The organism is Ornithinimicrobium sp., from assembly GCF_051004135.1.
In the GTDB taxonomy this organism is placed as follows: domain Bacteria; phylum Actinomycetota; class Actinomycetes; order Actinomycetales; family Dermatophilaceae; genus Ornithinicoccus.
This window is the reverse complement of sequence record NZ_JBPCKQ010000100.1, coordinates 1-24829: the sequence shown is the minus strand read 5'-3', so window position 1 is coordinate 24829 and position 24829 is coordinate 1. Positions and strand designations below refer to the sequence as shown.

At 69.9% G+C, this 24829-nt stretch carries 29 protein-coding genes; 12 read left to right on the top strand and 17 right to left on the bottom strand.

All coding sequences use genetic code 11. The annotated features are described in order from the left end of the window. Together ACR2FV_RS05865 and ACR2FV_RS05860 are read right to left on the bottom strand one after the other, a co-directional pair. Window positions 1-1288 (bottom strand): UDP-glucose dehydrogenase family protein (locus ACR2FV_RS05865; protein WP_434014761.1); only part of this gene is annotated, 1288 nt, incomplete at its 3' end. Window positions 1289-1367: 79 nt separating this feature from the next. Continuing rightward, entirely contained in the window at window positions 1368-3404 is a 2037-nt protein-coding gene (locus ACR2FV_RS05860; RefSeq protein WP_434014760.1) for an acyltransferase family protein, read from the bottom strand. A 107-nt stretch (window positions 3405-3511) separates the two neighbouring features. On the opposite strand from ACR2FV_RS05860, the gene ACR2FV_RS05855 reads away from it, so the two are divergent. Continuing rightward, window positions 3512-3727 (top strand): biotin/lipoyl-binding carrier protein, encoded by a 216-nt coding sequence (locus tag ACR2FV_RS05855; RefSeq protein ID WP_434014759.1) that lies wholly within the window; start codon window positions 3512-3514, stop codon window positions 3725-3727. Window positions 3728-3745: 18 nt separating this feature from the next. Here ACR2FV_RS05855 and ACR2FV_RS05850 read toward each other — a convergent pair whose 3' ends face one another. After that, the gene (locus ACR2FV_RS05850) at window positions 3746-4618 is read right to left on the bottom strand and encodes an alpha/beta fold hydrolase (RefSeq protein WP_434014758.1); all 873 of its coding nucleotides are present in this window, start codon (window positions 4616-4618) and stop codon (window positions 3746-3748) included. A 214-nt stretch (window positions 4619-4832) separates the two neighbouring features. Between ACR2FV_RS05850 and rpsF the strand changes: the two genes are divergently transcribed. The 4 genes from rpsF to rplI all read left to right on the top strand — a co-directional run bounded on the left by rpsF (window position 4833) and on the right by rplI (window position 6663). Beyond that, window positions 4833-5120 carry a 30S ribosomal protein S6 gene (rpsF, locus tag ACR2FV_RS05845; RefSeq protein WP_434014757.1) on the top strand — a complete coding sequence of 96 codons (288 nt, stop codon included), beginning with the start codon at window positions 4833-4835 and terminating at the stop codon, window positions 5118-5120. Window positions 5121-5188: 68 nt separating this feature from the next. Further along, complete coding sequence (locus tag ACR2FV_RS05840; protein WP_434014756.1) at window positions 5189-5830, top strand: single-stranded DNA-binding protein; 642 nt, start codon at window positions 5189-5191, stop codon at window positions 5828-5830. A gap of 119 nt (window positions 5831-5949) precedes the next feature. After that, on the top strand, window positions 5950-6186 hold the full coding sequence (rpsR, locus tag ACR2FV_RS05835) for a 30S ribosomal protein S18 (RefSeq protein ID WP_434014755.1): 237 nt from the start codon (window positions 5950-5952) through the stop codon (window positions 6184-6186). Window positions 6187-6216: 30 nt separating this feature from the next. Beyond that, window positions 6217-6663, top strand: coding sequence for a 50S ribosomal protein L9 (gene rplI / locus ACR2FV_RS05830; RefSeq protein WP_434014754.1), 447 nt, complete (start codon window positions 6217-6219; stop codon window positions 6661-6663). A gap of 189 nt (window positions 6664-6852) precedes the next feature. On the opposite strand, the gene heR is transcribed toward rplI, so the two are convergent. Next, window positions 6853-7701 carry a heliorhodopsin HeR gene (heR, locus tag ACR2FV_RS05825; protein ID WP_434014753.1) on the bottom strand — a complete coding sequence of 283 codons (849 nt, stop codon included), beginning with the start codon at window positions 7699-7701 and terminating at the stop codon, window positions 6853-6855. A 390-nt stretch (window positions 7702-8091) separates the two neighbouring features. Between heR and ACR2FV_RS05820 the strand changes: the two genes are divergently transcribed. The 3 genes from ACR2FV_RS05820 to ACR2FV_RS05810 are packed head-to-tail and all read left to right on the top strand — an operon-like array spanning window position 8092 to window position 9212. Further along, the gene (locus tag ACR2FV_RS05820; RefSeq protein ID WP_434014752.1) at window positions 8092-8571 is read left to right on the top strand and encodes a cell wall-binding repeat-containing protein; all 480 of its coding nucleotides are present in this window, start codon (window positions 8092-8094) and stop codon (window positions 8569-8571) included. Window positions 8572-8580: 9 nt separating this feature from the next. Beyond that, on the top strand, window positions 8581-8814 hold the full coding sequence (locus tag ACR2FV_RS05815; protein WP_434014751.1) for a FitA-like ribbon-helix-helix domain-containing protein: 234 nt from the start codon (window positions 8581-8583) through the stop codon (window positions 8812-8814). A gap of 2 nt (window positions 8815-8816) precedes the next feature. Continuing rightward, complete coding sequence (locus ACR2FV_RS05810; RefSeq protein ID WP_434014750.1) at window positions 8817-9212, top strand: type II toxin-antitoxin system VapC family toxin; 396 nt, start codon at window positions 8817-8819, stop codon at window positions 9210-9212. 568 nt (window positions 9213-9780) lie between these two features. On the opposite strand, the gene ACR2FV_RS05805 is transcribed toward ACR2FV_RS05810, so the two are convergent. Continuing rightward, a complete protein-coding gene (locus ACR2FV_RS05805) occupies window positions 9781-11103 on the bottom strand; it encodes an MATE family efflux transporter (RefSeq protein ID WP_434014749.1) in 1323 nt (440 codons plus the stop codon). 333 nt (window positions 11104-11436) lie between these two features. Here ACR2FV_RS05805 and ACR2FV_RS05800 point away from each other — a divergent pair, with 333 nt between their 5' ends. Continuing rightward, the gene (locus ACR2FV_RS05800; protein ID WP_434014748.1) at window positions 11437-14112 is read left to right on the top strand and encodes a replicative DNA helicase; all 2676 of its coding nucleotides are present in this window, start codon (window positions 11437-11439) and stop codon (window positions 14110-14112) included. A 204-nt stretch (window positions 14113-14316) separates the two neighbouring features. Here the strand turns inward: ACR2FV_RS05800 and ACR2FV_RS05795 are convergent, their stop codons facing one another. The 3 genes from ACR2FV_RS05795 to ACR2FV_RS05785 all read right to left on the bottom strand — a co-directional run bounded on the left by ACR2FV_RS05795 (window position 14317) and on the right by ACR2FV_RS05785 (window position 16303). Then, window positions 14317-14718, bottom strand: a complete 402-nt coding sequence (locus tag ACR2FV_RS05795) for a VOC family protein (RefSeq protein WP_434014747.1) — start codon at window positions 14716-14718, stop codon at window positions 14317-14319. Window positions 14719-15103: 385 nt separating this feature from the next. Then, entirely contained in the window at window positions 15104-15625 is a 522-nt protein-coding gene (locus ACR2FV_RS05790) for a hypothetical protein (protein WP_434014746.1), read from the bottom strand. Window positions 15626-15667: 42 nt separating this feature from the next. Beyond that, window positions 15668-16303, bottom strand: a complete 636-nt coding sequence (locus ACR2FV_RS05785) for a TetR/AcrR family transcriptional regulator (RefSeq protein WP_434014745.1) — start codon at window positions 16301-16303, stop codon at window positions 15668-15670. A 96-nt stretch (window positions 16304-16399) separates the two neighbouring features. On the opposite strand from ACR2FV_RS05785, the gene ACR2FV_RS05780 reads away from it, so the two are divergent. Then, complete coding sequence (locus ACR2FV_RS05780) at window positions 16400-16678, top strand: hypothetical protein (protein WP_434014744.1); 279 nt, start codon at window positions 16400-16402, stop codon at window positions 16676-16678. A 44-nt stretch (window positions 16679-16722) separates the two neighbouring features. On the opposite strand, the gene ACR2FV_RS05775 is transcribed toward ACR2FV_RS05780, so the two are convergent. Then, window positions 16723-17259, bottom strand: coding sequence for an MFS transporter (locus ACR2FV_RS05775; protein ID WP_434014743.1), 537 nt, complete (start codon window positions 17257-17259; stop codon window positions 16723-16725). Between the two features lie 68 nt (window positions 17260-17327). Continuing rightward, complete coding sequence (locus tag ACR2FV_RS05770; protein WP_434014742.1) at window positions 17328-18740, bottom strand: FGGY family carbohydrate kinase; 1413 nt, start codon at window positions 18738-18740, stop codon at window positions 17328-17330. A gap of 200 nt (window positions 18741-18940) precedes the next feature. Between ACR2FV_RS05770 and ACR2FV_RS05765 the strand changes: the two genes are divergently transcribed. Next, entirely contained in the window at window positions 18941-19861 is a 921-nt protein-coding gene (locus tag ACR2FV_RS05765; RefSeq protein WP_434014741.1) for an NAD-dependent epimerase/dehydratase family protein, read from the top strand. A gap of 4 nt (window positions 19862-19865) precedes the next feature. On the opposite strand, the gene ACR2FV_RS05760 is transcribed toward ACR2FV_RS05765, so the two are convergent. The 4 genes from ACR2FV_RS05760 to ACR2FV_RS05745 all read right to left on the bottom strand — a co-directional run bounded on the left by ACR2FV_RS05760 (window position 19866) and on the right by ACR2FV_RS05745 (window position 21152). After that, window positions 19866-20270 (bottom strand): DUF3253 domain-containing protein, encoded by a 405-nt coding sequence (locus ACR2FV_RS05760; protein WP_434014740.1) that lies wholly within the window; start codon window positions 20268-20270, stop codon window positions 19866-19868. A gap of 77 nt (window positions 20271-20347) precedes the next feature. Continuing rightward, window positions 20348-20470: a hypothetical protein gene (locus ACR2FV_RS05755; protein WP_434014739.1), complete on the bottom strand. Its 123-nt coding sequence runs from the start codon at window positions 20468-20470 to the stop codon at window positions 20348-20350. Between the two features lie 21 nt (window positions 20471-20491). Further along, the gene (locus ACR2FV_RS05750; RefSeq protein ID WP_434014738.1) at window positions 20492-20893 is read right to left on the bottom strand and encodes a GrpB family protein; all 402 of its coding nucleotides are present in this window, start codon (window positions 20891-20893) and stop codon (window positions 20492-20494) included. 46 nt (window positions 20894-20939) lie between these two features. Continuing rightward, window positions 20940-21152 (bottom strand): hypothetical protein, encoded by a 213-nt coding sequence (locus tag ACR2FV_RS05745; RefSeq protein ID WP_434014737.1) that lies wholly within the window; start codon window positions 21150-21152, stop codon window positions 20940-20942. Window positions 21153-21276: 124 nt separating this feature from the next. Between ACR2FV_RS05745 and ACR2FV_RS05740 the strand changes: the two genes are divergently transcribed. Beyond that, window positions 21277-22530, top strand: a complete 1254-nt coding sequence (locus tag ACR2FV_RS05740; RefSeq protein ID WP_434014736.1) for a hypothetical protein — start codon at window positions 21277-21279, stop codon at window positions 22528-22530. Between the two features lie 241 nt (window positions 22531-22771). Here ACR2FV_RS05740 and ACR2FV_RS05735 read toward each other — a convergent pair whose 3' ends face one another. From ACR2FV_RS05735 to ACR2FV_RS05725, 3 genes are all read right to left on the bottom strand, one after another. Continuing rightward, entirely contained in the window at window positions 22772-24049 is a 1278-nt protein-coding gene (locus ACR2FV_RS05735) for an RNA polymerase sigma factor (RefSeq protein ID WP_434014735.1), read from the bottom strand. Next, window positions 24046-24411: a YciI family protein gene (locus ACR2FV_RS05730; protein ID WP_434014734.1), complete on the bottom strand. Its 366-nt coding sequence runs from the start codon at window positions 24409-24411 to the stop codon at window positions 24046-24048. Before ACR2FV_RS05730 ends, ACR2FV_RS05735 begins: the two co-directional genes overlap by 4 nt. Next, on the bottom strand, window positions 24411-24829 hold a 419-nt coding region (locus tag ACR2FV_RS05725; protein WP_434014733.1), incomplete at its 5' end, for a YciI family protein. The genes ACR2FV_RS05730 and ACR2FV_RS05725, both read right to left, overlap by 1 nt.

Sequence of the window (24829 nt, the reverse complement as noted above, 5' to 3'; positions counted from 1 at the left end):
TGTAGGTCCAGCCTGCTGCACGGAAGGCCGCGGGGTCCAAGGCGTTGCGGCCGTCGATGATCAGGGGCGTGTCGACGTGCTCGCCGAGTTCGGTCGGGTCCAGGTCGCGGAACTCCTGCCACTCGGTCAGGTGCAGCACCACCTCGGCGCCGGTCACCGTCTCGACCACCGAGTCGGCGTAGTGCAGGGTCGGGAAGACCTTGGCGGCGTTGGGCATGGCCCGCGGGTCGTAGACGCTGACCGAGGCCCCGGCAAGGTGCAAGGACCCTGCGATCGACAGCGCCGGGGAGTCGCGCACGTCGTCGGAGTCGGGCTTGAACGCCGCTCCCAGGACCGCAACCCGCTTGCCCACCAGACCGCCGACCTGCTTGCGGACCAGCTGCACCACGTGCTCGCGGCGGCGCAGGTTGATGGCGTCGACCTCGGCCAAGAAGGCCACCGACGCCGAGGCACCCAGCTCACCGGCCCGTGCGGTGAAGGCCCGGATGTCCTTGGGCATGCACCCGCCGCCGAAGCCGATACCGGCGTTGAGGAACTTGCGCCCGATCCGCGCGTCGTAGCCGATGGCGTCGGCGAGCTGGGTCACGTCGGCACCGGCGATCTCACAGATCTCCGACATGGCGTTGATGAACGAGATCTTCGTGGCCAGGAAGCTGTTGGCGGCCACCTTGACCATCTCGGCCGTGGGCAAATTGGTCACCACGACCGGCGTCTTGTCCGCCTCGATCGTGCGGGCATAGACCTCGCGCAGCACCCGCTCGGCATACTCGGTGGTGACACCCAGCACGAGCCGGTCGGGGTGCAGGGTGTCCTGCACGGCCAGCCCCTCGCGCAGGAACTCCGGGTTCCACGCCAGGTGCGCGGTGACACTGTCGGGGGTCAGGGCCTCGATGCGATCGGAGAGCCGCTCCGCGGTGCCGACGGGCACGGTGGACTTGCCGACGACCACCGACCCGTCCTTCAGGTGCGGGATCAGCGCGTCGACCGAGGCGTCGACGTGGCTCATGTCGGCCGCCAGCGAGCCGCGCCGCTGCGGGGTGCCCACGCAGACGAAGTGGATGTCGGCCTCGGCCACCTGCGAGATGTCGGTGGTGAAGCGGAGCCGGTCACCGACGTGCTGGGCCAGCAGCGGCTCGAAGTCCGGCTCGTAGAACGGCATCCGGCCTGCGGACAGTGCCTCGATCTTGGCCGGGTCGACGTCGACTCCGACGACGTCGAAGCCGAGCTCGGCCATCCCCGCGGCGTGCACCGCGCCCAGGTAGCCGGTTCCTATGACTGAAACGCGCATTCACACCACTCCATCGCTCACGGGTCGGGGGAGACCGTACCCCGTCGCGACCAAGCAGTGACATTCCGCGGGACGGATCTCAGCGCAACACGGGTGCCGCGTCGAGCAGGGCCTGCGCCAGGGTGCGGCTGTAGGTGGTGGTGAGGTGGCTGTTGTCGGAGTAGACGATGATGTTGCCGATGACCGGCGGGCAGACCCGCGCGTCGCACAGGGAGTCGGACAGGTCGGCGAAGCTCACACCCTCCGGGGCAGGGTCCAGCAGGCTGGTGGGGTCGACCGGGCTGAGCACCCGGTCCCGATTCAGGTCACACTCCCGGGTCAGCGGGCCATTGGCGGCCAGGCAGTCGACCATGTCCTGGCCGGACCGGGGGGTCTCCCGGATGGCCAGCACCGGGATGTCGTCTCGCGCCAGCTCCTCCCAGACCCGCAGGTATGCCGTCGGCACCGCCTCCTCGTCACCCTTCCCGACCGTCGAGGTGAGCACCACCAGGTCGGGGTCCTGCTCGGCGATCCACTCCAGGCTGGCGGCGTTCCACGCCCGGCAGGACTCCTGCTGTGCCGTCGCGCCGCCGCCGGCCTCCCCGGCGTCGCCGGCCAGGTGGGTCCCCGGCCGGCATCCGCTCTTGGTCGCCGAGAGCAGTCGCCAGCCGCGCTGCTCGGCGATCACTTGCAGGGGCGGCTGCCAGTGCGCCGAGTGGCTGCCACCGACCAGGATCATGGTGCGCTCCGCCCCCGGGTCGCCGTACTCGCAGGAGGCGACCTCGTCCACGTCCTGCGCCTGGTGGCAGCCCTGGGCGTAGACGGCGGGGATGTCCTCCGATGCGCTGTCGATGCCCGGGGCCGGGGTCTGCGTGTTGCTGCTCGTGAGCGACCCTGCGGAGTTTGTGCCGGTCGCGTCACGGGCCCCGGGGTAGACCTCCGGTTCGAGGTCGGTCTGCACGACGCCGGTCTGCTCGCTCTGCGCGGCCACGACATACGCCGTCCCGGCGAAGGGCCCCACGAGCAGGGCCGCCAGGAGGGGGACCCCCCAGGCGCGACGCCGCTCCACGGACAGCGAGCGCACCGGGCGCTCCACGAGATGGGTGGAGACGAAGGACAAGGCGATGGCGACGGCGATCACCGCGAGGCCGCCCAGTGCCCCGACCCGGTCCCGCTGGGTCAGCACCAGCACGAAGACCAGCAGCGGCCAGTGCCACAGGTAGAGCGCGTAGGAGACCGACCCGAGCTGCACCAGGGGTCTGCTGGACAGCAGTGTGCTGGCCGACCACCGGGAGTCGGTGTGACCGGCGAGCAGGATCAGCACCGCCCCGGTCACGGGCCACAGCGCGACCCAGCCGGGGAAGGAGGTGCCGACGCTCAGCAGCGCCCCGCAGCTGAGGACGGCCAGCAGGCCGACCCAGCCCAGCCCGAACGACCAGCGCCGGGACAGCACCGGCCACCACGGGGCGGACAGCGCCATCAGGCCGCCCGCACCGAACTCCCATACCCGGGCGCCGGTGTGGAAGTAGGCCACCGGCTGGTCGACGCCGGTGAACCACACCGAGAAGGCGAGCGAGCCGAGGGTCAGTGCCCCCATGACCAGGCCGAGCCGGCGCCGCGCCGTCGCGGGGGAGCCGACCCGCAGCGCCAGCACGAACAGGACGAGCCAGATCAGGTAGAACTGACCCTGGATCGACATCGCCCAGAAGTGCTGCACGGGGCTGTTGGTGTAGTCGCGCTGCAGGTAGTCCACCGAGCGGGCGGCCAGCGCCCAGTTCTCGTAGTAGAGCGCCGAGGCCGCGATCTCGGAGAAGACCTCGTCGCGCCGGGTGCTCGGGATCAGCCACCAGGTGGCCAGGGCCACGACGCCGAGCACGAGCAGAGCGTTGGGGAGCAGGCGCTTGAGCAGCCGGCCAAGGTAGCGCCCGGCGTCGATCCGCCCGGTGCGCTCGAGATGGCCGAGCAGGGTCGTGGTGACCATGAAGCCGGCGACGACGAAGAAGACGTCGACGCCGCCGGAGACCCGGCCGAACCACACGTGGTAGGCGGCGACCAGCAGTGCGGCGACCGCGCGCAGTCCCTCGATCTCCCACCGGAAGCGGCGGGGCGCGGGGGGACCCCCTGGGCTCTCGGGCATGCTCGGTGGTCCTTCGGGGGGTCGGTGACCACTGCAGGCTAGTCGATCAGGGGGTGCGCCCGGTGCCGTCCAGGCGCTGGGGACCGCGGTTCTGACAGGATCGGGGTATGACGCAGCACATCGCCTCGGAGTTGGTGGCCAATGTCGCCCAGGTGCACGTGGAGCCCGGCCAGCAGGTGCAGGCGGGCGACGAGGTGGTGCTGCTGGAGTCGATGAAGATGGAGATCCCGATGCTGGTGGAGCACGCTGGCACGGTCAGCGAGGTCCGCGTCTCCCCCGGCGACGTGGTGCAGGAGGGCGACGTCCTGGTCGTGGTCGACTGACGAGCGCGACCGCGAGTCCTACCGTGGCGGCAGCTCGGTGACCTCGAGCCAGCGGCGGATCATCGGCATCACCTGCTCGGGGACCTCCAGGTGGTGGAAGTGTCCGGCGCCGACGGTCTGCCCCGTGGTCAGGGCCAGCCCGGCGGCGCGGGCGACCGCGGCGATCTGGCGCTCGGCGGTGGCTGCGTGCAGGACCAGCAGGGGATGGTCCAGCGCCCGCAGCGCGGCCTCGCCGTCGAAGGCGGCCATGGCTCGGGCGGCGCCGGCGGCCACGGCAGGACGGAACCGGGCCATGGTCTCCACGATCGCGTGCACCGAGGCCCGGTCGGTGGGTAGGAACAGGCTCTCGGCGAATTCGGTGCGCCAGCGCCCGGAGCGGTCGGCCGCGACCTGGGGGGCGGCCTGCGCCCAGAACTCCTTGCCCTTGGCGCTGACCACCGGCGCCGGGTCCAGCAGCACCCCGGCCACGGGGCCCTGTGGCCCGGCGGCCCGGGCGGCCAGGGTCGCCAGCACGACGAGGGCGCCCATGCTGTGCCCGATCAGCACCGGTGAGCGCAGGCCGGCCGTGCGGCAGATCTGCCACACGTCGTCGGCGTAGTCCTCGATGCGCACCTCCCGCAGGGCGCGGGGGACCGGCTCGTCGAGGTCGGCGGCCCGACCGCCGCCGACCCCCATCGACCCGTCGTCCTCGATCCGGGAGGAGTCGCCGTGTCCACGCAGGTCGATCTCGATGATCCGGTGTTCGGCGCCGAAGGCCTCCTTGAGGGTGATCATCGAGGAGCTCTCACAGCACCAGCCGTGGATCAGCACGAGATCGGGCCGCCCGGAGGACGAGGGCCCGGACACGGCATACCGGACCTGACCGGCGGGGGTGTGGATGGCCGCTGACATGGTGCCGATCGTCGCACGTCAACGATTGGACCGGTATGCCGTGCGCCGAGTATCGTGGCCGGGTTCGCCGTATGAGCCGAGACCCTGTGGACAACTGCCGACGCCCGATGACGGGAGTTGGCATCCTGGGTGCAGGCGCAACGGCGGGACGTATCGCAACCCTCCTGTCACGGAGAGACCGTGGCCGCCGAGACCGAAGGAGGTGGGTTCACGCATGCGTCAGTACGAACTGATGATGATCCTCGATCCCGAGATGGACGAGCGCAATCTGCAGCCCGCGCTGGACAAGATGCTCGCTGTCGTCCCCAAGGACGGCGGGAGCTTGGACTCCACCGAGATCTGGGGCCGGCGCCGGCTGGCCTACGAGATCAAGAAGCAGGCCGAGGGCATCTATGCCGTCGTCACCATGACGACCGAGTCGGCCACCGCCAAGGAGCTGGACCGTCAGCTGGGCCTCAACGAGCAGGTGCTGCGCACCAAGCTGCTGCGCCTCGACGCCTGAGGCACCGACGCGGCGGCCGCCGGCTGCCTGGACGCTGAGCACACCCTGACCCGAGCGAAGGACTGAGCATGGCAGGAGAAACCCCGATCAGCCTGGTCGGCAACCTCACCGCTGACCCCGAGCTGCGGTTCACCCCCTCCGGGGCGGCCGTGGCCAACTTCACCGTGGCCTCGACGCCGCGGCAGTTCGACCGCCAGAACAACGAGTGGAAGGACGGCGACACGCTGTTCATGCGCTGCTCGATCTGGCGGGACGCGGCCGAGAACGTCGCCGAGTCGCTGCACCGCGGCGCCCGCGTGGTCGTCACCGGCCGGCTCGTGCAGCGTTCCTGGGAGACCCCCGAGGGTGAGAAGCGCACCGTCGTGGAGATGCAGGCCGACGAGGTCGGGCCGTCGCTGAAGTACGCCACTGCCCAGGTCACCAAGGCCCAGCGCGGCGGTGGTGGCGGCTTCGGCGGAGGCTCCCAGGGCGGGCAGTCCGGTGGTCAAGGTGGACAGTCCGGCCAGGGTGGGCGCTCCCAGCCCGACGCCGATCCATGGGCGACCGGGGGCAGCTCCGGTGGCCAGGGCTCCGGTGGCCAAGGTGGCGGTCAGGGCTCGGGCGGCCAAGGTGGCGGTCAGGGTTCCGGCGGCCAAGGTGGCGGTCAGGGTTCGGGCGGCCAAGGTGGCGGCTGGGGCGGTGGCCCGTCCTACGACGAGCCCCCGTTCTGACCTGAGCGGGCGTTCGGCAGGCGCGTTTGCAGGCCGAGCACACCGCATACCGATCAATCCAGAGAACCAACCCATCCCGAGTTCGAAGATCGGGCTCTCACCAGAAGGAGAGCACCACGATGGCCAAGCCCGTTGTGCGCAAAGTAAAGAAGAAGGCGAACCCGCTCAAGGCCGCCAAGATCGAGTCGATCGACTACAAGGACACGGCGCTGCTGCGCAAGTTCATCTCTGACCGCGGCAAGATCCGCGCTCGCCGGGTGACCGGGGTGTCCGTGCAGGAGCAGCGGCGGATCGCCAACGCGGTCAAGAATGCCCGCGAGATGGCGCTGCTGCCCTACTCCAGCTCGGCACGCTGAGCCGGCGCCCGGACGACGAAGGAGAAGCCCATGAAGCTCATTCTCACCCAGCCCGTCAGCGGGCTGGGCGTGGCCGGTGACGTCGTCGACGTCAAGGACGGCTACGCCCGCAACTACCTGCTGCCGCGCAAGTTCGGCACGCCGTGGACCAAGGGCGGCCAGAAGCAGGTCGAGGCGATCACCAAGGCCCGCGCCTCCAAGGCGCAGCACACGTCGGAGCAGGCCGCCTCGGCGAAGGCGCGCCTGGAGTCCGAACCGGTCATCGTGACCGAGCGTGCGGGCACCGGTGGCCGGCTCTTCGGCGCAGTGACCTCCGCCGAGATCGCACACGCGATCCACGACGCCGGTGGCCCCGAGGTGGACCGCCGTCGTATCGAGGTGCCGTCGCCGATCCGCAGCGTCGGCGAGCACACCGCGCACGTGCGCCTGCACGACGACGTGCAGGCCACGGTGACCGTCCAGGTCGTCAGCGCCTGAGCGACCCATTCCCCACGAAGGGGGCCCCGCCGACATCGGGGGGGGCCCCTTCGTGCCTCCGCGGCACATCTTCCTCGGTTGACAGTCCATCGCGCGGGATAACGTGCATTGCGCCGTGTCCGGACGCGACGCAATGCACTCAATGCCGCGCAGTGTCCCGAGGGCCACTGCGCGGCGTCCAGCCGGGGGCTATGCGTCGATCAGGACGTTGGCGAAGATCTGCCAGGCCAGGGCGCTCTTGGCGATCAGGCTGAGCACGATGTAGGTGCGCTCCCCGGTCAGATAGTCCCGCCAGCGGCCGATCTGGCGATACTGCAGCCACTGGTTGATCGCGAAGCTGTTGAAGAACAGGAAGATCGTGATCAGGATCCCGTAGACGAAGCCCGGAGGCCCCTCGCCGCCTTCGATGGCCACGTTGACGATGAGGTAGCCGATCACCGCGAGCCAGGGGCCGATGCCCGCGACGCAGCCGAACCAGAACGGGGCCCACCAGGCCCGTTCGCCGCGCTCCGGGGCCTCGCCCCGGGTGTGCATCAGCCCGTTGTTGCCCATCTCCATCAGCCAGCCGAACAGGATCATCGCCACGTTGGCGATGCCGAGGCCGATCAGCGCGGCCAGGTCGGTGATGCCGAAGACCAGGCAGATCAGCAGGATCATCAGCGTCGAGGACAGCGAGTACTCGACCCAGCGGAACCGGTTGCGACCGCGGGACAGCTCCCCGACATACCGACCGAAGCCCCACGGAGAGGCGATTAGGAAGTGGAAGAAGGCGGACAGGAACAGAAATGACGAGGTGCCGGCCGCCAGCGGTATGTCGACCACTGCGTTGGTGACGCCCTGCGACAGTGGGGTGCCGGGCGGGCCGTTCAGGGCGAACGTCGAGATCGGCAGGCTGAAGTCGTTGCTCAGCGCGACCATGGCCGAGCCCGAGGCGAGGTGCAGCACCCCCATCACCAGGTTGAACAGCCGCAGCCGGCCGGCGGTGCGATCGGTGACGGTGACGGAGCGGGTATGCAGCTCGATCGGGTGGGCGGTCATGGCCACAGTGTTTCACTTTTCGTAGGAGATTGGGACCCGAGGAGCGGCCGGTCGGCTGGATCGTGCACGTGCGCACTTCGGCCGGTGAGGTGGCGGGTATGACTTCCGTGTCGCGATCCCGTGCTGTCCGCGTGCTCAGTGTCTCTGCCTTCGCCTGTGCTTCGTTCGCCGTGCCGCTCGCTGCCCCCGCGGCTGACGGCGACCAGCAACCAGGTCCCGTCGAGGCGGTGCCGGAGGGCGAGGCCACGGCGGTGCGGCTGTCCGTTGCGGGCACCCATGAGACCGGGGTGATCGACAAGTCGGCCGCCGAGATCACCGCATTCGACCCGGGGACCGGCCGACTGTTCGTGGGCAACGCCAACTCGGGCAACCGGCGAGCCGCTGCTGGCCGTGGCCAACGAGGTCTCCGGCACGACGACCCTGTTCGACATCGACACCCTGACCCCCGACCGGCTCGGCGGGGTGGACCCCTACGACACCGCCGCGCAGATCGCGGACGGCTACCCGACCGGCGGTGACACGGCATACATCGCCTGCGGTGAGATCCTCCCGGATGTGCTGGTCGCGGCCGCCCTGGCCGGGACCGGTGCCGCCCCGGTGCTGCTCTCGCGCGCCGACCGGGTGCCGGCCGTGACCGATGCGGCGCTGCGCAGGTTGGCGCCGGAGCGACCCGCTACGGCACGGCGGCCGTGGTGGCGGCACGGTTCCCGGACCCGTCCCGAGTCTTCGTCGCCTCCGGGCTGGACTTCCCCGACGCGTTGGCCGGTGCTGCCGTGGCCGGGAATCAGGGGGCACCGGTGCCGTGTCGGGCGTTACTCAACCCGAGGAGTGCATGCGCCAAGCATGTTTGACATGCTCCGTGCATGCTAGGCTCAACAGATGGGAACTCATGTGCAGATCCGTGATCTGCCCGACGACGTGCACCGCACCCTCAAGGCGCGGGCCGCCACCTCGGGTATGTCGTTGTCCGAGTACCTGCGCGGGCTGCTCACTCGGGACGCATCCCGCCCCACACCGGAGGAGCTGGCCGAGCGGGTGCGGGCACGAGGACCTGTCACTCTCGAAGAGCCGATCGAGGTGACCGTGCGGCGGCTGCGAGAGCACGGAGAGTGAGCGTGCTCGACACTTCGGCAGTCGTCGACTACCTGTTGGGTCAGTCCAGCGCTGGGCAGGTGAAGGAGATCATCGACGCCGAGGGGGGTAGCGCCGCCCCCGACATCGTGGTGTCCGAGACTCTGTCGGCGCTGCGGCGTCTCGTCGCTCGATCGGTGATCCGCCCCTACCGCGCTGGTCAGGCCGTCAGTGACCTGGGTGACATCTCGGTGGCGCTGTTCCCTACCCTGGCCTTCCGAGAGCGTGCCTGGCGGTTTCGGGACAACATGACCGCCGCCGACGCGCTCTTCGTGGCCCTGGCCGAAGCCCTCGATGAGCCGTTGGTCACCAAGGACCACCGTCTGGCGACCGCGACCAGACGGCATACCGGCGTCCGTGTCGTGGAGCTGGTCGGCTGACTTTAGGTACGGTTGCGGGGAGACGACGGTCGAGGGGAGCGCATGGGTATGCGGCGCAGGGCGGGCCTGGTCGTCGTCGCCGCAGCCGCGGGGACGGATGCTGCTCAGCGGGTGCTCGGCGGTGCCGGAGGGTGTGTCGGGGCTGACGGTGGACGACCAGGGTCGGGTGATCGGTGCGGTCCGCACGTGTGACACGAAGGTGGTCGGGGTGGAGGTGCTGCGCGTCGTCCGTGGGCAGCGGCCCGTTTCGCGACCTGCTCGACCCCGCGGAGACCTACCGGGTGCGCTGCGTGACCGACGACAAGTCCAAGGTCGTCGGACGGTCAAAGTCGAGCGGGCCGAGCTCGACGCGTTGGAGCCCGGAGCCGTGCTGACCGGCTCGACCTATCCCACGGCTGTCGGCGGCTCCACCCGGAGCTCAGGCGAGCGCCACCACAACCACGGCGGCCCCGCAATCCGATGCCTCCACGGGTCGGGACGACGACGTCGTGCCGGCGCAGGAGTTCTGGGACACCGCCGACGAGTTCTGTGGAGACGGCTGAGCCGCAGGAGGCGAGCGCGGTGACCGTCAGCGACCCATCCCGGTGACCAGCCAGATGTCGGTGCGCGCCCGGGCCAGCATGCCGGCCGAGCGGATCGCCATGAACGCCAGGAAGGCCACCCATAACCACACCAGGCCACTGGTGCCCTCGACCCCCACCAGCACCAGGGCGGCGACGACCGGCAGATAGGCGGCCAGGAACGCGGTTTGCGCCCAGGCCAGCCAGGTGGCATCACCGGCCCCGATCAGCACGCCGTCCAGCACGTAGGCGATGCCGGCGATCGGCTGGCCCACGGCGACCACGATGAGCGCGGCAGCCAGCGCGTCGCGCACCTGCGGGTCGGCCGAGAAGCCGAGCGGGATGACCCGGTGCAGCGCGAGGATCAGGGCGGTCAGGGCGACACCGAACCAGACGACCCAGCGCAGCATGGTCGCGGTGGCGTCGCGGGTCCCGGCGACGTCTCCGGCACCGAGGGCCTTGCCGGTGATCGCCTGCGCGGCGATGGCCAGCGCGTCGAGCGCGAAGGCGAGCGCCGTCCATACCGTCATCGAGACCTGGTATGCCGCCAGCTGCGGATCACCGAGCCCGGCGGCGACCCAGGTGGTGGCCAGGAGCGCCGCGCGCAGGGACAGCGTGCGCACCAAGAGCGGGACCCCGCCCAGGGCGGCGCGCAGCACGCCTCCGGGGTGGAAGGAACGGGGCGCATGGTGCCGGCGCGCTCCCCGGATGACCACGACGAGCAGCACGATCGCCATACCGGTTTGCGCGACGACCGTGCCCCACGCGGCGCCGGCGATGCCGAAGCCGACTCCGTGGACGAGGAGCAGGGAGAGCGCGGCGTTGGTGGTGAAGCCGACGACCGCGACGACCAAGGGGGTGCGGGTGTCCTGCAGACCGCGCAGCACCCCGGTCGCGGCCAGCACGAGCAGCATGGCCGGTATGCCGTAGGCCGAGATGCGCAGATAGGTCACGGCTTCGTCGATGGCGGCCGGGGTGGCGCCGAAGAGCTCGACGATGGGGCGGGCGGCCAGGACGGTGAAGATCGTGGTGGCCGCGCCGAGCAACGCCGCGAGCCACAAGCCGTCGATGCCGGCGCTGAGGGCCGCCCGGGTGTCGCCGGCGCCGAGCCTACGGGCGACCACCGAGGTGGTGCCGTAGGCGAGGAAGACGAAGACGCCCGTGAGGGTGAGCAGCACGGCACTTGCCACCCCCAGACCCGCCAGTGAGGTGGTGCCCAGGTAGCCGACGATGGCGCTGTCGGCGAGCAGGAAGAGCGGTTCGGCGACCAGGGCCAGGAATGCGGGGATCGCGAGGCGCAGAATTTCGCGGTGCTGCGCCTGCTGAGTCACGCGGCAAGGTTAGCCGCGGGTGACCGGGGCGCGTGGTGCAGGTGAACGGTGGGGATCGAAGTATTTTTCCTCCACACGGTGGGGGAGACATCGTCGCAGGTCAGCAAGGTGATGGTGCGGAAGTTTCTCGACTGTCCACAGGTCTGTGCACAAGGTGTGTACGGCGACGCGCGGGTCTGTGCACCGGTTGTCCCCAGGCGCGTCCACAAGTCCGTTTGGGGGGTCGTGCCGAGGGTCGTAGCGTGTGTCGGCGCGGGTCTGTCGGTGCGCTCTGGTGGAGTGTGCGCAGGCTCGAGCACAGGCCGAGCCAGGATGCCCGAAGGGAGGGATCGCGTGTCGCTGAGCGAGCTGGAGCAGAACTACGGGCCGATGCCCGACGCGCCGCCGGAGGAGCGCCTGCCCCCGCAGGATGTCGCGGCCGAGCAGAGCGCGCTGGGCAGCATGCTGCTGTCCAAGGACGCGATCGGCGAGTGCTCCGAGATCGTCCAGCCGATCGACTTCTACCGGCCGGCGCACGAGACGATCCACGAGGCTGTCGTCGACCTCTACTCCCGCGGCGAGCCGGTCGACGCGATCACGGTGGCCGACGAGCTGTCCAAGCGCGGCGACCTGGCCCGGGTGGGCGGCACGGCATACCTGCACCAGCTGATCGCCGCGGTGCCGACGGCGGCCAACGCCTCCTACTACGCGCAGATCATCTCCGAGCGGGCGATGCTGCGGCGCCTGGTCGAGGCCGGCACCCGGATCGTGCAGATGGGCTATGCCCAGGGCGGCGGCGACGTCGAGGAGATCGTCAACTCCGCCCAGGCCGAGATCTACAGCGTCGCCGACCGGCGCAAGGGCGAGGACTACCATCCCCTCGCCGCGCTGCTCGAGCCGACGATGGATGAGATCGAGCACAACGCCGGCAGCTCCGGGGAGATGGTCGGGGTGCCCACCGGCTTCACCAGTCTGGACGAGCTGACCAACGGTCTGCACCCGGGGCAGATGGTGATCGTGGCCGCGCGGCCAGCAGTGGGAAAATCCACTTTTGCGCTGGACGTGGCGCGGACGGCGGCGATCAAGCACGACATACCGACCGTGGTGTTCTCCTTGGAGATGAGCCGCACCGAGATCACCATGCGGCTGCTGTCGGCGGAGTCGGAGATCCCGCTGCAGGCCATGCGCAAGGGCAAGCTGGAGGACCGGCACTGGACCAAGCTGGCCGAGACGCAGGGGAGGTTGCACGAGAAGCCGCTGTTCATCGACGACGCGCCCAACATGGCGCTGATGGAGATCAGGGCCAAGTGCCGGCGGCTCAAGCAGCGCAACAATCTCAAGCTGGTGATCGTCGACTACCTGCAGCTGATGAGCTCGGGCAAGCGGGTCGAGTCACGGCAGCAGGAGGTCGCCGAGTTCTCCCGGGCGCTCAAGCTGCTGGCCAAAGAGCTCGAGGTCCCGGTCATCGCGTTGTCCCAGCTCAACCGTGGTCCGGAGCAGCGCACCGACAAGAAGCCGCAGATGTCGGATCTGAGAGAGTCGGGCTGTCTGACCGCCGACACCCGGGTGTTGCGCGCCGACACCGGCGCCGAGGTCAGCCTGGGCGAGCTGCATACCTCCGGGGAGCGCGACGTGCCCGTCTGGTCGCTGGACGAGTCGCTGCGCTACGTGCGCCGTCACCTGACCCACGTTTTCGCGACCGGCACCAAGCCCGTCTTCCGGCTCACCCTCGCATCCGGCAAGACGCTGCGGGCCACCGAAAACCACCCCTTCCTGACGTATGCCGGGTGGCGGCAGCTGGGTGACCTGCGCACCGGCGACCGCATCGCTGTGCCGCGGCACATCCCGGCGCCGGCGCAGCACGCCCCGTGGGACAACGACCACCAGCTGGTCCTGCTTGCCCATCTCCTGGGAGACGGCTCGATGCTGCGCAGGCAGCCGTTGTGCTACGCCTCGATCGACGAGGAGAACTTGCGGGCGGTCGAGCAGGCGGCCCTCACGTTCGCAGTGGTCGCGGTTCGGGACGAGTATGCCGCCGCGCGGTGCACCACGTTGCGGCTGCGGTCCCCGTTCCGGCTGGTCCGAGGTAGGCACAACCCCATCGCCGGGTGGCTGGACGGGCTGGGCGTGTTCGGGTTGCGTAGCCATGAGAAGTTCGTGCCCGAGCCGGTGTTCCATGCCTCAAAACGGCAGATCTCCTTGTTCTTGCACCACATCTGGGCAACAGATGGGTCGGTGACCGTGAGTAAGAACCAGCGCGGCGGTCGCATCTACTATGCGTCCAACAGCCGACGACTCGTGGATGATCTGTCGCAGCTGCTGCTGCGCTTCGGGATATCGACGCGGACCCGGGCGACCCGCAAAGCGGGCTATCGCGATGGCTGGACCATCGACATCTCCGGCGCGGACAGTCAGCGGCGATTCCTCCAGGAGATCGGCGTTTTCGGCGGACGTTCAGCTTCGGCGGCGACATTGTTGGAGATCATCCGACATCGACAGGGCAACACCAACGTCGACACCGTGCCCCGCGAGGTGTGGGAGGACGTGAAGGCGACGATGACGGTCAAGGGCGTGACTGCGCGGCCGCTGCAAGCCGGGATCAATACACAGTCCGGGATCAATACACAGTACTGCGGTTCCACGCTCTACAAGAGCGCACCGTCGCGAGAGCGGCTCGGCCGTATTGCGCAGGTGCTCGACAGCGCGGACCTTGAGCTGTTAGCAGTCAACGACGTGTGGTGGGACACCGTGACGAGCATCGAGATGGCCGGGGTCGAAGAGGTCTTCGACGCGACAGTGCTGGGTGGGCACAATTTCGTAGCCAACGGCGTCGCCGTTCACAACAGCATCGAACAGGACGCTGACCTCGTGATCCTGCTGCACCGCGAGTCGATGTACGAACGGGAGTCACCGCGCGAGGGCGAGGCCGACGTGATCGTGGCCAAGCACCGCAACGGGCCGACCGACACGGTCGTGGTCGCATTCCAGGGTCACTACAGCCGGTTCACCAACATGGCCCAGAACTTCTAGCGGTTCTGATGAGATGCATGGCGTGTGTTGTCGAGATGCAGCCAATCTTGTAAGAAGTGACCTGGTTTCTTGGAATCAGCTGACGCCAGCATGTCGGGTGTGTCGCAAGCACAGGGTTATAAGTCTTTGCTCCGGGAGGGTCTTCTGTTCGCCGTACTAACATGCCCGGTCCGTCGATGACCTCCGCGCTCGTGCCGACGGAGGTCAGCCTTCCGGATGGAAGCCGATGAGCCACGGCACGCCGAACTGGTCGACGACCTCGCCGTCCCAGTCACCCCACGGTCGTTCCTGCAGTTCATCGACGACCGTGCCCTGGTCAGCGAGCCGAGCGAACCACTCCCGCATCGTGCCCGGCTCCGCGGTGCCCAGCAGGGCGAGTCGCATCCCCTCGATGCGCAGCGGCGGCTCGTCGCCAGCCGTGTCCGAGGCGGCCAGGCCGACCGGTCCGGAGAGCTCACCGTGCGCGATGGCGTCGGCCGGCCCGTCGTCACGGTTGAACTGCTCGAAGGTGAACAGGCTCACCTCGCCGCCGAAGACGTCGGCGTAGAAGGTGAGTGCCTCGCGGGCCGCGCCGGGGAGCGCCAGGTAGGGCTGAAGAGCGGTCATGGCCCCCAATCTAGGCCCGGCCGGGGTGACGTCCTCGGGCTGACCGTCGTCAGTCAGCTGCGCGTCGCACGTCTTGAGCGAGGCCGTGCGTGGCGATGTTGGCGTAGGTGGCGTCGCCGCACAGCGGCTCGCGGACCTCGATGCCGGACGCATCGAGGTCCTACCCGCCTGACCACCCTCACGCAGGCCGGGCGCTCACCCCGGCGGCGCTGGGGCAGGCCACGCGTCAGCAAGTTGCTGCCTGCGCCTGCGGTCGTCGGCGAGGGCTCCCGTGCTCGCTGCGAAGTGAAGAGACTGCTCCAACCACGCCATGCGCTGGGACGGTGTGCTGCTGGCGCGGGCCCGCAGGGTCGCGCTGGCATCGGAGGTGCCCCGCCACCGGTCGTCATCCGTCGTTGTTGCCATCGTGGTCCACGATAGGGCTCTGCGCCAGGGCCGACAACGCGGCAATGTCCGCTACGTCCTGCGGCCGCGCGGAGTGTCGCTTCATGGCGATGAGGTGTGCCACCGACGCCACTTTGACCGGTATGCCGTCGACGGACATCACGTCGGCGTCGGCCGAGAGCTCCGCATAGGGGATAGGGGTCGTGGCCAGCAGGTCGACCTCGCGCAGCGGGTCGTCCGGATCGTGCAAGGTGAAGGCCACCAGATGGCGATGGTTGACCCACTCGGTGCGCCTCTGCTCGTCGGCGAAGTGCTCGGCCGGCACGGGAAGTCGCGGGATCAGCCCCTCGTGGGTGAGCACCCGGACCATGGCCGTGGCGTTGTCGGCGCGCAGATCCAGCGCCAGATCGAGGTCGACCGTCATCCGGGCGTGGCCACGGAGGACGACCGCTACGCCACCGACGACCACATGGTCGACCTCCGCATCGTGGAGCGCAGCGAGGATGCTCACGATCGACCGCACCAGCTCACCCTAGGGCAACTCGGCCTGCCCTCGAGCTGGTCATCATGGCGCCCCGTGAAAGAGCGTGAAGAATGCATCGACTGCGCCGGTTGCGTGCTGCGCGATCTCGGCGTTGTTCGGTGGCGGGTCGCCGAGCAGGACGCGGATCTGTGTGTCGCGCACGATGAGCCCGTAGAGCGTCCGGTACGCCTGCGCCGAGTCTGGTGCGTCGAGGATCTGCTCGGTATGCAGTCGCGCCAGATACTCCTGCACGCGCGGGCCGATCCGGTGCCGGCCGGAGGTGAGCAGCCGCTCGGCCAGAGCCGGCGAGGACATCGCGGCCCGGTTGAGCTCGACGGACGCCCGGCCCGTGAGTAGTCCCAACAGCGCCTGGCCGTACGCCACGAGCGTCTCCCGCGCCTGCGTAGGCGTGGTGACTCCGGCGTCCAGAGCCTGGGTGACTCGGGTGGCCGAGTTGTCCGCGTTGGCCTCGACAAGAGCGCCCAACAGCTCGTCACGCCCCCCGAACCAGGAGTAGAGGGTCTCCTTGGAGGCCCCCGCACGGCGAGCCACGCCCTGCATGGTCAGCGCCGCGGCACCACCGGCGAGGAGCTCGGCCAGGGCCGCGTCGAGCACCTCCTGCCGTCGCGACTCGCGCTCCTGCAAGGGCAGACGTCCTCGTCGCTGGGTGGTGGCCACTTGACAAGCGTACTCCGGCGTACGCATCCTAGATCCGTACCGATACGTTCGCTTAAGGGGCGCGTCATGACTTCTCGGCTCTTCTGATCATCCGCAGTGGCGGCCGTCCTGTTGACGGGCGCCATCTTCGGCTTCTTCTATGAACGCCTCGGTCCGCAACGCCGTGTTCTTCCCGGCCTTCTTCCTCACCCCGTGGCGTTGCTCGGCACCGCCTTCCTGCTTCCTGGCCCGCCGTGCGGGCCGTGGGCGGACTACTCCACACGGTGGCAGGTCTGGAATGTCGTGCGCACCGTCGCGAGCGGGGTTGCCCTGCTGCTGAGCGTGCTCGCAGTGGCCGGCGCCGCACCGCATACCAGCGCGCGGAGCCACGCGTGATTCCGGGTGCGGGCACGCATGTGCTGTGCTCGGTCACTCGGCCTTCATGGCGCGCTCTTCTGCAGACCGAGCGTTGCCTCCATCTCCTCCAGTGGCACACCCTTGGTCTCCGGCATCACCTTGATCACCCAGAACGTCATCAGGATCCCGCAGAAGAAGAAGAACCCGAAGGCGACACCGCCGCCCAGGGTCCCTGCGATGGCGGGGAACGACCAGGAGATGGCCGCCGCGAAGGTCCAGTGGGTGAGCGCGCCCCAGGACTGTCCGCGTGCGACCTTCGGCATGTCCTCGTCGGCGCGCAGCGCCTCCTGGATCTCCGCACGCTGAAAACGGGCCTCGCCGGCGTCTGCGGACAACCGGTTTGCGACCTTAGGTGTCCGCCGGTTTGAGCAGTCCGCGTAGGCGGCTCCGACGATGGTGCCGATCAGCGCGGTGGCGACGGTGAAGCCGAGCCTGAAGCCGGAGAGGTCGAAGACCTGGGTGAGGTCCTTGGTCGTCCCGGAGATGACGGCCGTGTCGAAGCCGAACAGCAGACCGCCAAGGGCGGCGATGATCGCGCTGCGCACTGCGAGAGGTTGCACGGTGAGCTTCCTTTGCTCAGTGGTGGCGGGAGTTCGATGTTTGGTCCAGCTGGTGTGGACGGCGTGGATCAGAGATCAGCCAGGGGACGCCGGTGGTCCCACAGCTCGAACGCCTCCTCGAGATGGCCGGGGGTGTCAGGTTCGATCCGCGTCGCCGTCGCAAGGCGCTCGGTGGGGATCGTGAGGTCGACTCCGCGGGCCGCCAGGAGTGCCGCGCCGAGTGCCGAGGGACTGCGCAAGGTGATCACCTCGACGGGGCGCGCGAGCACATCGGCAAGGAGCTCCGGGACGAGCCGTTGGCGCGCCCCACCGCCGGTGAGACGGACCACCGGGTCGGTGGTGTCGAGGAGGTTCACGGCCCGGACCAGGGTGAAGACCACTGCTTCCACGGCGGCTCGGGCCAGGTGCTCCCTGGTGGTGCGTGTGGTGAGCCCGGCCCACACGCCGGTGCTGGCCGGTGAGGCGATCGCCGATCGCTCTCCGCTCAGGAAGGGCAGCATGCTGACCCCCCCCGCCCCCGGCTCGCTGACGACGGCGCCCTCGAACAGCTCGTCCCAGCTCATCGCCAGCCAGCCACGGGCCTTGTCCAGGGCAAGGCCGGCATTCTGCACGGCCGCCATGGCATACCACCCCTGCTCAGCATCCGCAAAGAGGTTCGTCACCGGGTTGGCATCGGCGTGGGGGTCCTGCACGGCGATGGTGACCTGGGCGCCGGTGCCGAGGTTGACCTGCACCTGCCCAGGCCGCAGCCCCCCACAGGCCAGCAGTGCGGCGGCGGTGTCACCTGCCCCCGTGACAACGGCGACGTCGTGTTGGTCCAGGGTGGGGATGGTGATGCCCTGGGCGATCACGGCCGCACTGGGCTCAACCGGTGGCAGCAGGTCGGCGGGGACCCCTACGGCCTCGAGCACGTCGTGTGCCCAGTCGTCGGCGACGACATCCCACAACAGCGTGGCCGAGGCGTCACTGCGGTCGGTCACCGCAGGACCGGCAAGGGCGCAGCGCAGGTAGTCCTTCGGTTGCAGGGCGTGGTCGGCTGAGGCGATCGCCTCGGGCTCGTGCTCGTTGAGCCAGGCCAGGATGGGCCCGGCCATCCCGGCCGTGATCGGGTTGGCCAACCGGGCCCGCTGCTGCTGCGGCAGCTCGCGCCACGACCTCGTCTGGTCTTCGGCGCGGCGGTCCGGCCACAGCACTGCCGGGCGAGTGGGCGAGCCGTCCGCGTCGACCAGGACGACGCCGTGCATCTGAGCGTCCACCCCCACGGCCGCTACTCGATGGTGGCGGAGGTGCGGCACCAGGTCGGCGAGGACGCGTTCGAGGGCGCCGGTCCATTCGGCAGGGTCGGTCTCCGCCCAGGTGTCGTGGGGGCTCGTGATGGTGCAGTCGGCTTCGGTCTCGGCGACGATGCCTCCGTCCGTATCGAGCGCCAGTGCCTTCAGCCCGCTCGTGCCCAGGTCAAGCCCCACCACCACCGATGCCATCAACAAATCCTGCGTTTGGAGGAGGTCGTCGGCATGGCACTGCCCTTCGTCGGAGACTTCTCATCCGCCGCCGCTACGGTGCAGCCGGACCGCGGACTTCACCCGTGAAGTAGCCAGCGTCCCACAGTCGAACAGACAGGGCCGGACCGGACTGAGGCCGGGCGAGGAGAACACGTCGGACACGTGCCAAGGTGGTGCTCATGACTGACCTGAATCCTTCATCATCGTCCTTGATCGTGGTCACCGGAGCCAACGGCCTCGTGGGCTCGACGATCTGCACGGCGCTGGTCGAGCGCGGCTCCGCGGTGCGAGCCGTCGTGCGGCGCGCCGGGACGGCTCCGAGCCTGACCGGGATCGAGGAGCGCGTCGGGGACTTCCAGGACTCCGAGTTCGCCGCTGCCGTGGTCGAGGGCGCGAGGGGCGTCGTCACCACGGTCCACCCGATGGGCTCGGACCGGGAGACCCAGCATCGGGTCGCTGTGGAGGGCACCCCGGTCCTGGCGCGGGCCGCCCGCGACGCCGGTGTCGCGCGGCTGGTCCACATCTCGACCGCCGCCGTCTACGACCGCTCGCCCGGCACCGGTGACGTCGACGAGACCTCGCCCCTGGTGGACGACGACGCCGGTGACTATGCGGTGACCAAGCGCGACACCGACGCTGCGCTGGCCACCATCGACGGGCTCACCTGCGTCCTGCTCCGCCCACCGGCGATCCTCGGCGACGGCGAGTCCTCGATCTGGAACTCCCTGCGGCCGGCGAGGATGCGCGACGACGAGGACGCTCGGCATACCGTGCCCGAGGGGAGTTTTGCCTGGGTCCACGTCGAGGACTTGGCCGCCTTCGCCGCGGATGTCGCAACCGGACGGATCCCGACGGCTGCGGACCCTGCGAGCGGACCGGTCGACGGTGCGTGCACGGCGGTCAACGTCGCCGCCGGCCCGGCCACCCAGCGCGACTACTACGAGACCGTCACCGGCGCGCTCGGCGTGGAGTCGGTGTGGGAGGAGGGTCCGGCATGGACCGGCCGGATCGTGGCCGACCGCGCCCACGGGTGGGGCTGGACCCCGCACATCGATCTGGCTCAGGCGCTGGCCGAGATCGACGCGGGGTTGCGCGGGTAGCAGCTCACCGGGCCCGGCGTATGCGGATCGCGCCCCGGGCAGTGGAGGGGTCCACGACTCGCCCACCCTGGGTGATCTGCACCTGCCCGGCGGCGACCAGCCGTCGGGCCGCCCGGCGGGCCGGCTCGATGAGCTCGCGCCACGATTCCTCGTCGGCGCTCGACCGTTGAGCCACTGCTCGGGCCGCGTCGGACGGGCAGATGGTGTGCCCCGCGGCGCGAGCGTCGAGCAGGCTGAGGGTGACCTCCTCCAGCCGCCGATCGGTGTCGTCGACCCCCTGTCGGCGGCACGCCGCGGAGCAGAAGCGCACCTGCTCCCAGTCGCGCTCCCACTTCTTGCGCCAGGTGATCCGCCGCCCGCACGAGACGCAGACCTTCTCCTCGGGGACGGCAGTAGAGGCTCGGGCCACGAGAGGAGTCTGGCGCGGCAACGTCCACGGCGCTCGTCCGGGCTGCTGCCGGCCCACTGACACGGCCGCCAACAGTGTCACGTCCCGGGAAGCAGGAGTGTCGGCGGGAGGCCGCGCTCGCGGCGCGCCCGATCCACCACCTGTTGGATGAAGTCGTGCTTGGCACGGGTGTGGGCCTCGCCCCAGATGTCGTCCTGCACCAGGCACTGCTTCAGCTCGGCCTATCGGTCTCGGTCATCCGGATGGCGCCGCAGCCAGTCGGCGAACAAGCGCACATGAGACCCCGGCCACTGGTCGGGCGTGAATGTGTGCGCGATCGCCACCCTTATCCCGCCATCGATCAGGTATGCGGCCCGGTGGGCGCCGAGGGTGGTCGGCTCGGTCCAGCCGAGCGCCCGTAGGGCAGGCAGCGTGTCAGAGGTGGGGTTCTCAGGTTCGGCCACGGCGATGTCGATCACCGGCTTGGCGACCAGCCCCGGCACCGAGGTCGATCCGACGTGCTCCAGCTCCCACTCAGGCCCCAGCGCGGCGCGCAGGTCCGCGGCCAGGGTGTCGCATGTCGCTGGCCACGCAGGGTCGTAGGGCACCAACCGAGCCGCGGCATACCGACCTTGATTCCTCACCTCGTACCCATAACGGCTACGCACGTCTCGACATACCTTTGATGGGTCATCGCGACCGGGCGTTCGTGACCCCCTCGACCAGCAGCACACGCTCCCGCGGCAGCACATAGCCGGCGCTGCTCGCTTCTTGAGCGAAGATCCAGCCGGGCGTGAACACCACCGCCACGTCTTGCGTGACCGTTGCATTACCGTCGACGTCAAGGCTATGGAGTCGGTGCACCAGGTAGCTGTTGCGTTCGTCGAACCGCAAACTCGTCACGCTCCCCGATGTGGTCCGGGGCAGGACGTCCCCCCGCAACCGTGCTCGCTCTCATCGGCACTCGACTGCCTACCGGCCGTGCTGCCCGAGCCCTGCCGGTCGCGGCGACTGGCATCCTCGGGGGATGGCGCGCACATGGTTGTCCGTGACGGTGGAGCTGCTCGGTGGTCGCGGTGCGGAGCGGTGGCCCTATCCGGGGCGCATCTTCGCGGTCGGGCCGTCGCACACGTTCATGGATCTCGCCGACGCCATCAACGCTGCCTTTGCCCGGTGGGACCGGGCACACCTGTCGATGTTCACGCTGGCCGACGGGCGGGTGGTCACCGACGAGCGGATGGCGGCGGAGATGGGCGGGTCGATCGGTGGGCTGATCACCGAACCGCTGGACATCGAGACCGTCAAGGTCGCTCGGACGGTGGAGGCGGGAGCGGAGTTCCAGTTCACGTTCGACCTCGGTGACGAGTGGGCACACCGGTGTGTGGTCGGGGCCCAGAAGGTCGACCCGATGGAGGTGCTCGGCATCCGGCCGGAGGGCCCGTTGGCCTACTGGGGCTGGGGCAGCATGCCGGACCAGTACGGGCGCCGGTGGGCCGACGACGACGGCGAGAGTCCTACGCCACGCCGTCCGAGCCAGCCGCACCCGATGCTGCTGCACGCGTGGCCCGCGCAGGAGCAGGTCCCCGAGCTGGACCCGCGCGAGCTGCGCGGCGCCATCGCAAGCGGCGACGCGGCCGGCTTCCTCGACGCGGTCATCGGGCGCGGCATCGACGATGCGCTGCAGCAGGTGGGAGCCGGCATACCGATGGCTCTGCAGCAGGCGCCGGAGCGGGCTGAGCCGGTGGCGGCGTCGATCATCAACCGGCTGAACTGCCGCGGCAGCGAGGGTGACGAGGTGCTGGCGCAGGATCTGCTCGCTCATTTTCGGGGCGAGCCGCTGCAGGGACGGGTGGTGCCGGTGGACCTCGACATGCTCAGCATGGAGCTGGAAGGAGACGTCAGTATGTCGAGCGGTGGCCTTCTCGATCTGCGCACCGGCCAGGTGTATGACGACAGCATCACCGACCCGATGATCGTCGGGGAGGACGCCACCATCGACGTCGAGGAGGAACCCGAGCGGTGGCTCCGCGTGGAGCGCACCGGCTCGCGGGACGGCTGGCAGGACATGGAGGCCTTCACCGCGCGGCAGCGAGACACTGCCCTGCGGGAGCGGCTGGAGCGCGCGATCGGGGGTAAAGGGGCCTTCCGCCGGTTCCGGGACGTCGTGGGCGAGGAGGACCTCCTCGCGCAGTGGCACATCTTCTCCACCGACCGTCAGCTGGGTCGTGCCCGGGAGTTCCTCGCCGCCGAAGGCATCCGGGTTGGCCGGCCCGCCACCTGACCCAGCCGCAGAACCTGGCGCGCAGACCGGCTGGACCACTAGTGCCCGCTCGCGCACACTCATGCCCTGCGCGCGCAGGCCACGAGTGTGCAGAAGGTGGCATGAGTCAGCAGGCTCTCCGCGTCAGCCGGCGGCCCTCCGTGCGACCGCCATCGCGGTGCAGGGTCCACATCGGCGAACCCACCAGATGTTCCCACAGGCTGCGGCTCGGCTCAGGCACCCTGCGCGCTCTCCGTGCTGCTCAGCGACCCTGGCCGAGGGCATCGGCCGTCGCGCGGCGCTGCTGGAGGTGGCGGCGCTCGATGTCATTGGCGCACGACGCGATGGCTTCGTCATAGGCCAGCACGGCCTCGGCGCTCCTCCTGCTGCGCACGCAGAGCTCGGCACGCACAGCGGCTGCTCGGTGCCCCGCGAACGCGCCGTCCAGCTGCTCCAGCTGCTCCAACTGGGCCAGCCCGGCCTCCGGGCCGGCCGCCTCGGCGACGGCCACGACCCGAGCGAGCAGCACCGCGGGTGAGGGGTTGACGTCGCGCAGCGTGTCGTAGAGCGTGACGATCCGGTCCCACCGGGTGTCCGCCGCCCGCGGCGCGAGCGCGTGTTCGGAGGCGATCAGCGCCTGCAGCCGGATGCTCTGCGCCCACGCCGTCCGGCCGGGCGGAACGGCAGCCAGCAGCCGGACGCCCTCGGTGATCTCGTCGTGGTGCCAGGCGGAGCGGTCCTGCTCGGCGAGCAGCACGAGCTCACCCCCAGCGTCGACGCGCGCATCGCGACGTGAGTGCTGCAGCAGCATGAGTGCGAGCAGAGCATCCAGCTCCGGTCGTGCTCCCGCCACCGCGCGGGTGATCCGCACCAGGCGGATCGCCTCGCCCGCGAAGCCGACCCGCACCAGGTCGGGCCCGGAGCCGGCGGCATACCCGGCCGTGAACGCAAGGTATGCCGTCTGGGCGACGGTCGACAGCCGGTCCGGCAGCTCGGCCACCCCCGGGATCGCGAAGGGGATGCCGGCAGTGACGATCTTCTTCTTGCCCCGGGTGATCCGCGCGGCCATCGTCGGCTCCGGGACCAGGAACAGCCGGGCCACGTCAGTGGTGGGCACGTGCAGCACGAGCCGCAGGGCCAGCGCGGCAGCGACCTCGGGCGCCAGCGCCGGGTGGGTGCACATCAGCACCAGCCGCAGCAGGTCGTCCTCCACGTGCGCATCGTCGTCCACCATCACTCCCTCCGGCGCTCGGCGACTGCTCTCGACGAGCAGCATCGGCTCCTTGCGGTGCGCCATCGCCTCCGCGCGCAGCCGGTCGGTGATCCGGCGGCCGGCCACCGTCACCATCCAGCCGGAGGGGTTGTCGGGTATGCCGTCGCGGGGCCAGGTCCGGGTGGCCGCCTCGACCGCGTCGCCCAGGGCGTCCTCCACCAGGTCGAGCCGGCGGTGGCGCGCGAGGAGCAGGGCGCTCAGCCGTCCCCACTCCTCGCGCACCAGCCGCGCGATCCGCTGCACCGCGACTCCGCTTTCCGGGGTCACGCGGACTCGTAGCCCTCGATCTGCACGACCGGGCGCACCTCGACCGCGTAGCCGGGCGTCAGGATGCGGGCGGCGGTGAGCGCCACGTCGAGGTCGGGCAGCTCGACGTCGTAGTAGCCACCGATGGCCTCCGCCGTCTCGGCGAACGGCCCGTCGGTCACGCTCACCTCCGCCGAGTCCCACGCACCCCGCAGGGTGGTGGCGGTTCCGGGGTCGGCGAGCGCTGCGTTGCTCACCCGCCGGCCGTGCTCGTTGACGAAGACCTCGAAGGCGCGGTGGGTCTCGACATACCACTCCTGCTGCGTCGCGGAGAAGTCGTCCCAGGCGCCGGGCTCACCAGCGAGCAGGATCACGTAGCGCATCAGGCCTGGCGATCCTCGTCGGTGACGACCGGGCGCAGCTCGATACCGTCGCCGAGCCGGGCGACCTGCTGGAAGCACTCCAGCAGGTCATCGAGGTCGTCGGTCCGGACCTGGTAGAAGCCGCCCACCTGCTCGGCCGTCTCGGCGAACGGTCCGTCGGTGACCGGGCCGCCGCCCACCGGGATCGAGCGGGCGGTGCCGGTCTTGTGCAGCTCGGCGCCGCCAACCACCTGATGACCGCGCTCGGTGAGCTCGGCGGAGAGCCGGCCGTACACCGCATACCCGTCCTGGCGCTCCTGCTCGGTCATGGTGCTCCACCACCGGTCGGCGTCGCCGACGATCAGCACGACGTATTCGCTCATGATGAGTCCTCTCTCGTTGCGGGCCGCTCCCTGCGACCTCACCACACTGTCGAGCG

Bases quoted from the DNA above. Each gene is read 5' to 3' on its own strand.
- ACR2FV_RS05860 (WP_434014760.1), bottom strand. From the start codon at position 3,404: ATGCCCGAGAGCCCAGGGGGTCCCCCCGCGCCCCGCCGCTTCCGGTGG.
- ACR2FV_RS05855 (WP_434014759.1), top strand. From the start codon at position 3,512: ATGACGCAGCACATCGCCTCGGAGTTGGTGGCCAATGTCGCCCAGGTG.
- ACR2FV_RS05850 (WP_434014758.1), bottom strand. From the start codon at position 4,618: ATGTCAGCGGCCATCCACACCCCCGCCGGTCAGGTCCGGTATGCCGTG.
- rpsF (WP_434014757.1), top strand. From the start codon at position 4,833: ATGCGTCAGTACGAACTGATGATGATCCTCGATCCCGAGATGGACGAG.
- ACR2FV_RS05840 (WP_434014756.1), top strand. From the start codon at position 5,189: ATGGCAGGAGAAACCCCGATCAGCCTGGTCGGCAACCTCACCGCTGAC.
- rpsR (WP_434014755.1), top strand. From the start codon at position 5,950: ATGGCCAAGCCCGTTGTGCGCAAAGTAAAGAAGAAGGCGAACCCGCTC.
- rplI (WP_434014754.1), top strand. From the start codon at position 6,217: ATGAAGCTCATTCTCACCCAGCCCGTCAGCGGGCTGGGCGTGGCCGGT.
- heR (WP_434014753.1), bottom strand. From the start codon at position 7,701: ATGACCGCCCACCCGATCGAGCTGCATACCCGCTCCGTCACCGTCACC.
- ACR2FV_RS05815 (WP_434014751.1), top strand. From the start codon at position 8,581: ATGGGAACTCATGTGCAGATCCGTGATCTGCCCGACGACGTGCACCGC.
- ACR2FV_RS05795 (WP_434014747.1), bottom strand. From the start codon at position 14,718: ATGACCGCTCTTCAGCCCTACCTGGCGCTCCCCGGCGCGGCCCGCGAG.
- ACR2FV_RS05770 (WP_434014742.1), bottom strand. From the start codon at position 18,740: ATGGCATCGGTGGTGGTGGGGCTTGACCTGGGCACGAGCGGGCTGAAG.
- ACR2FV_RS05765 (WP_434014741.1), top strand. From the start codon at position 18,941: ATGACTGACCTGAATCCTTCATCATCGTCCTTGATCGTGGTCACCGGA.
- ACR2FV_RS05740 (WP_434014736.1), top strand. From the start codon at position 21,277: ATGGCGCGCACATGGTTGTCCGTGACGGTGGAGCTGCTCGGTGGTCGC.
- ACR2FV_RS05730 (WP_434014734.1), bottom strand. From the start codon at position 24,411: ATGCGCTACGTGATCCTGCTCGCTGGTGAGCCCGGCGCCTGGGACGAC.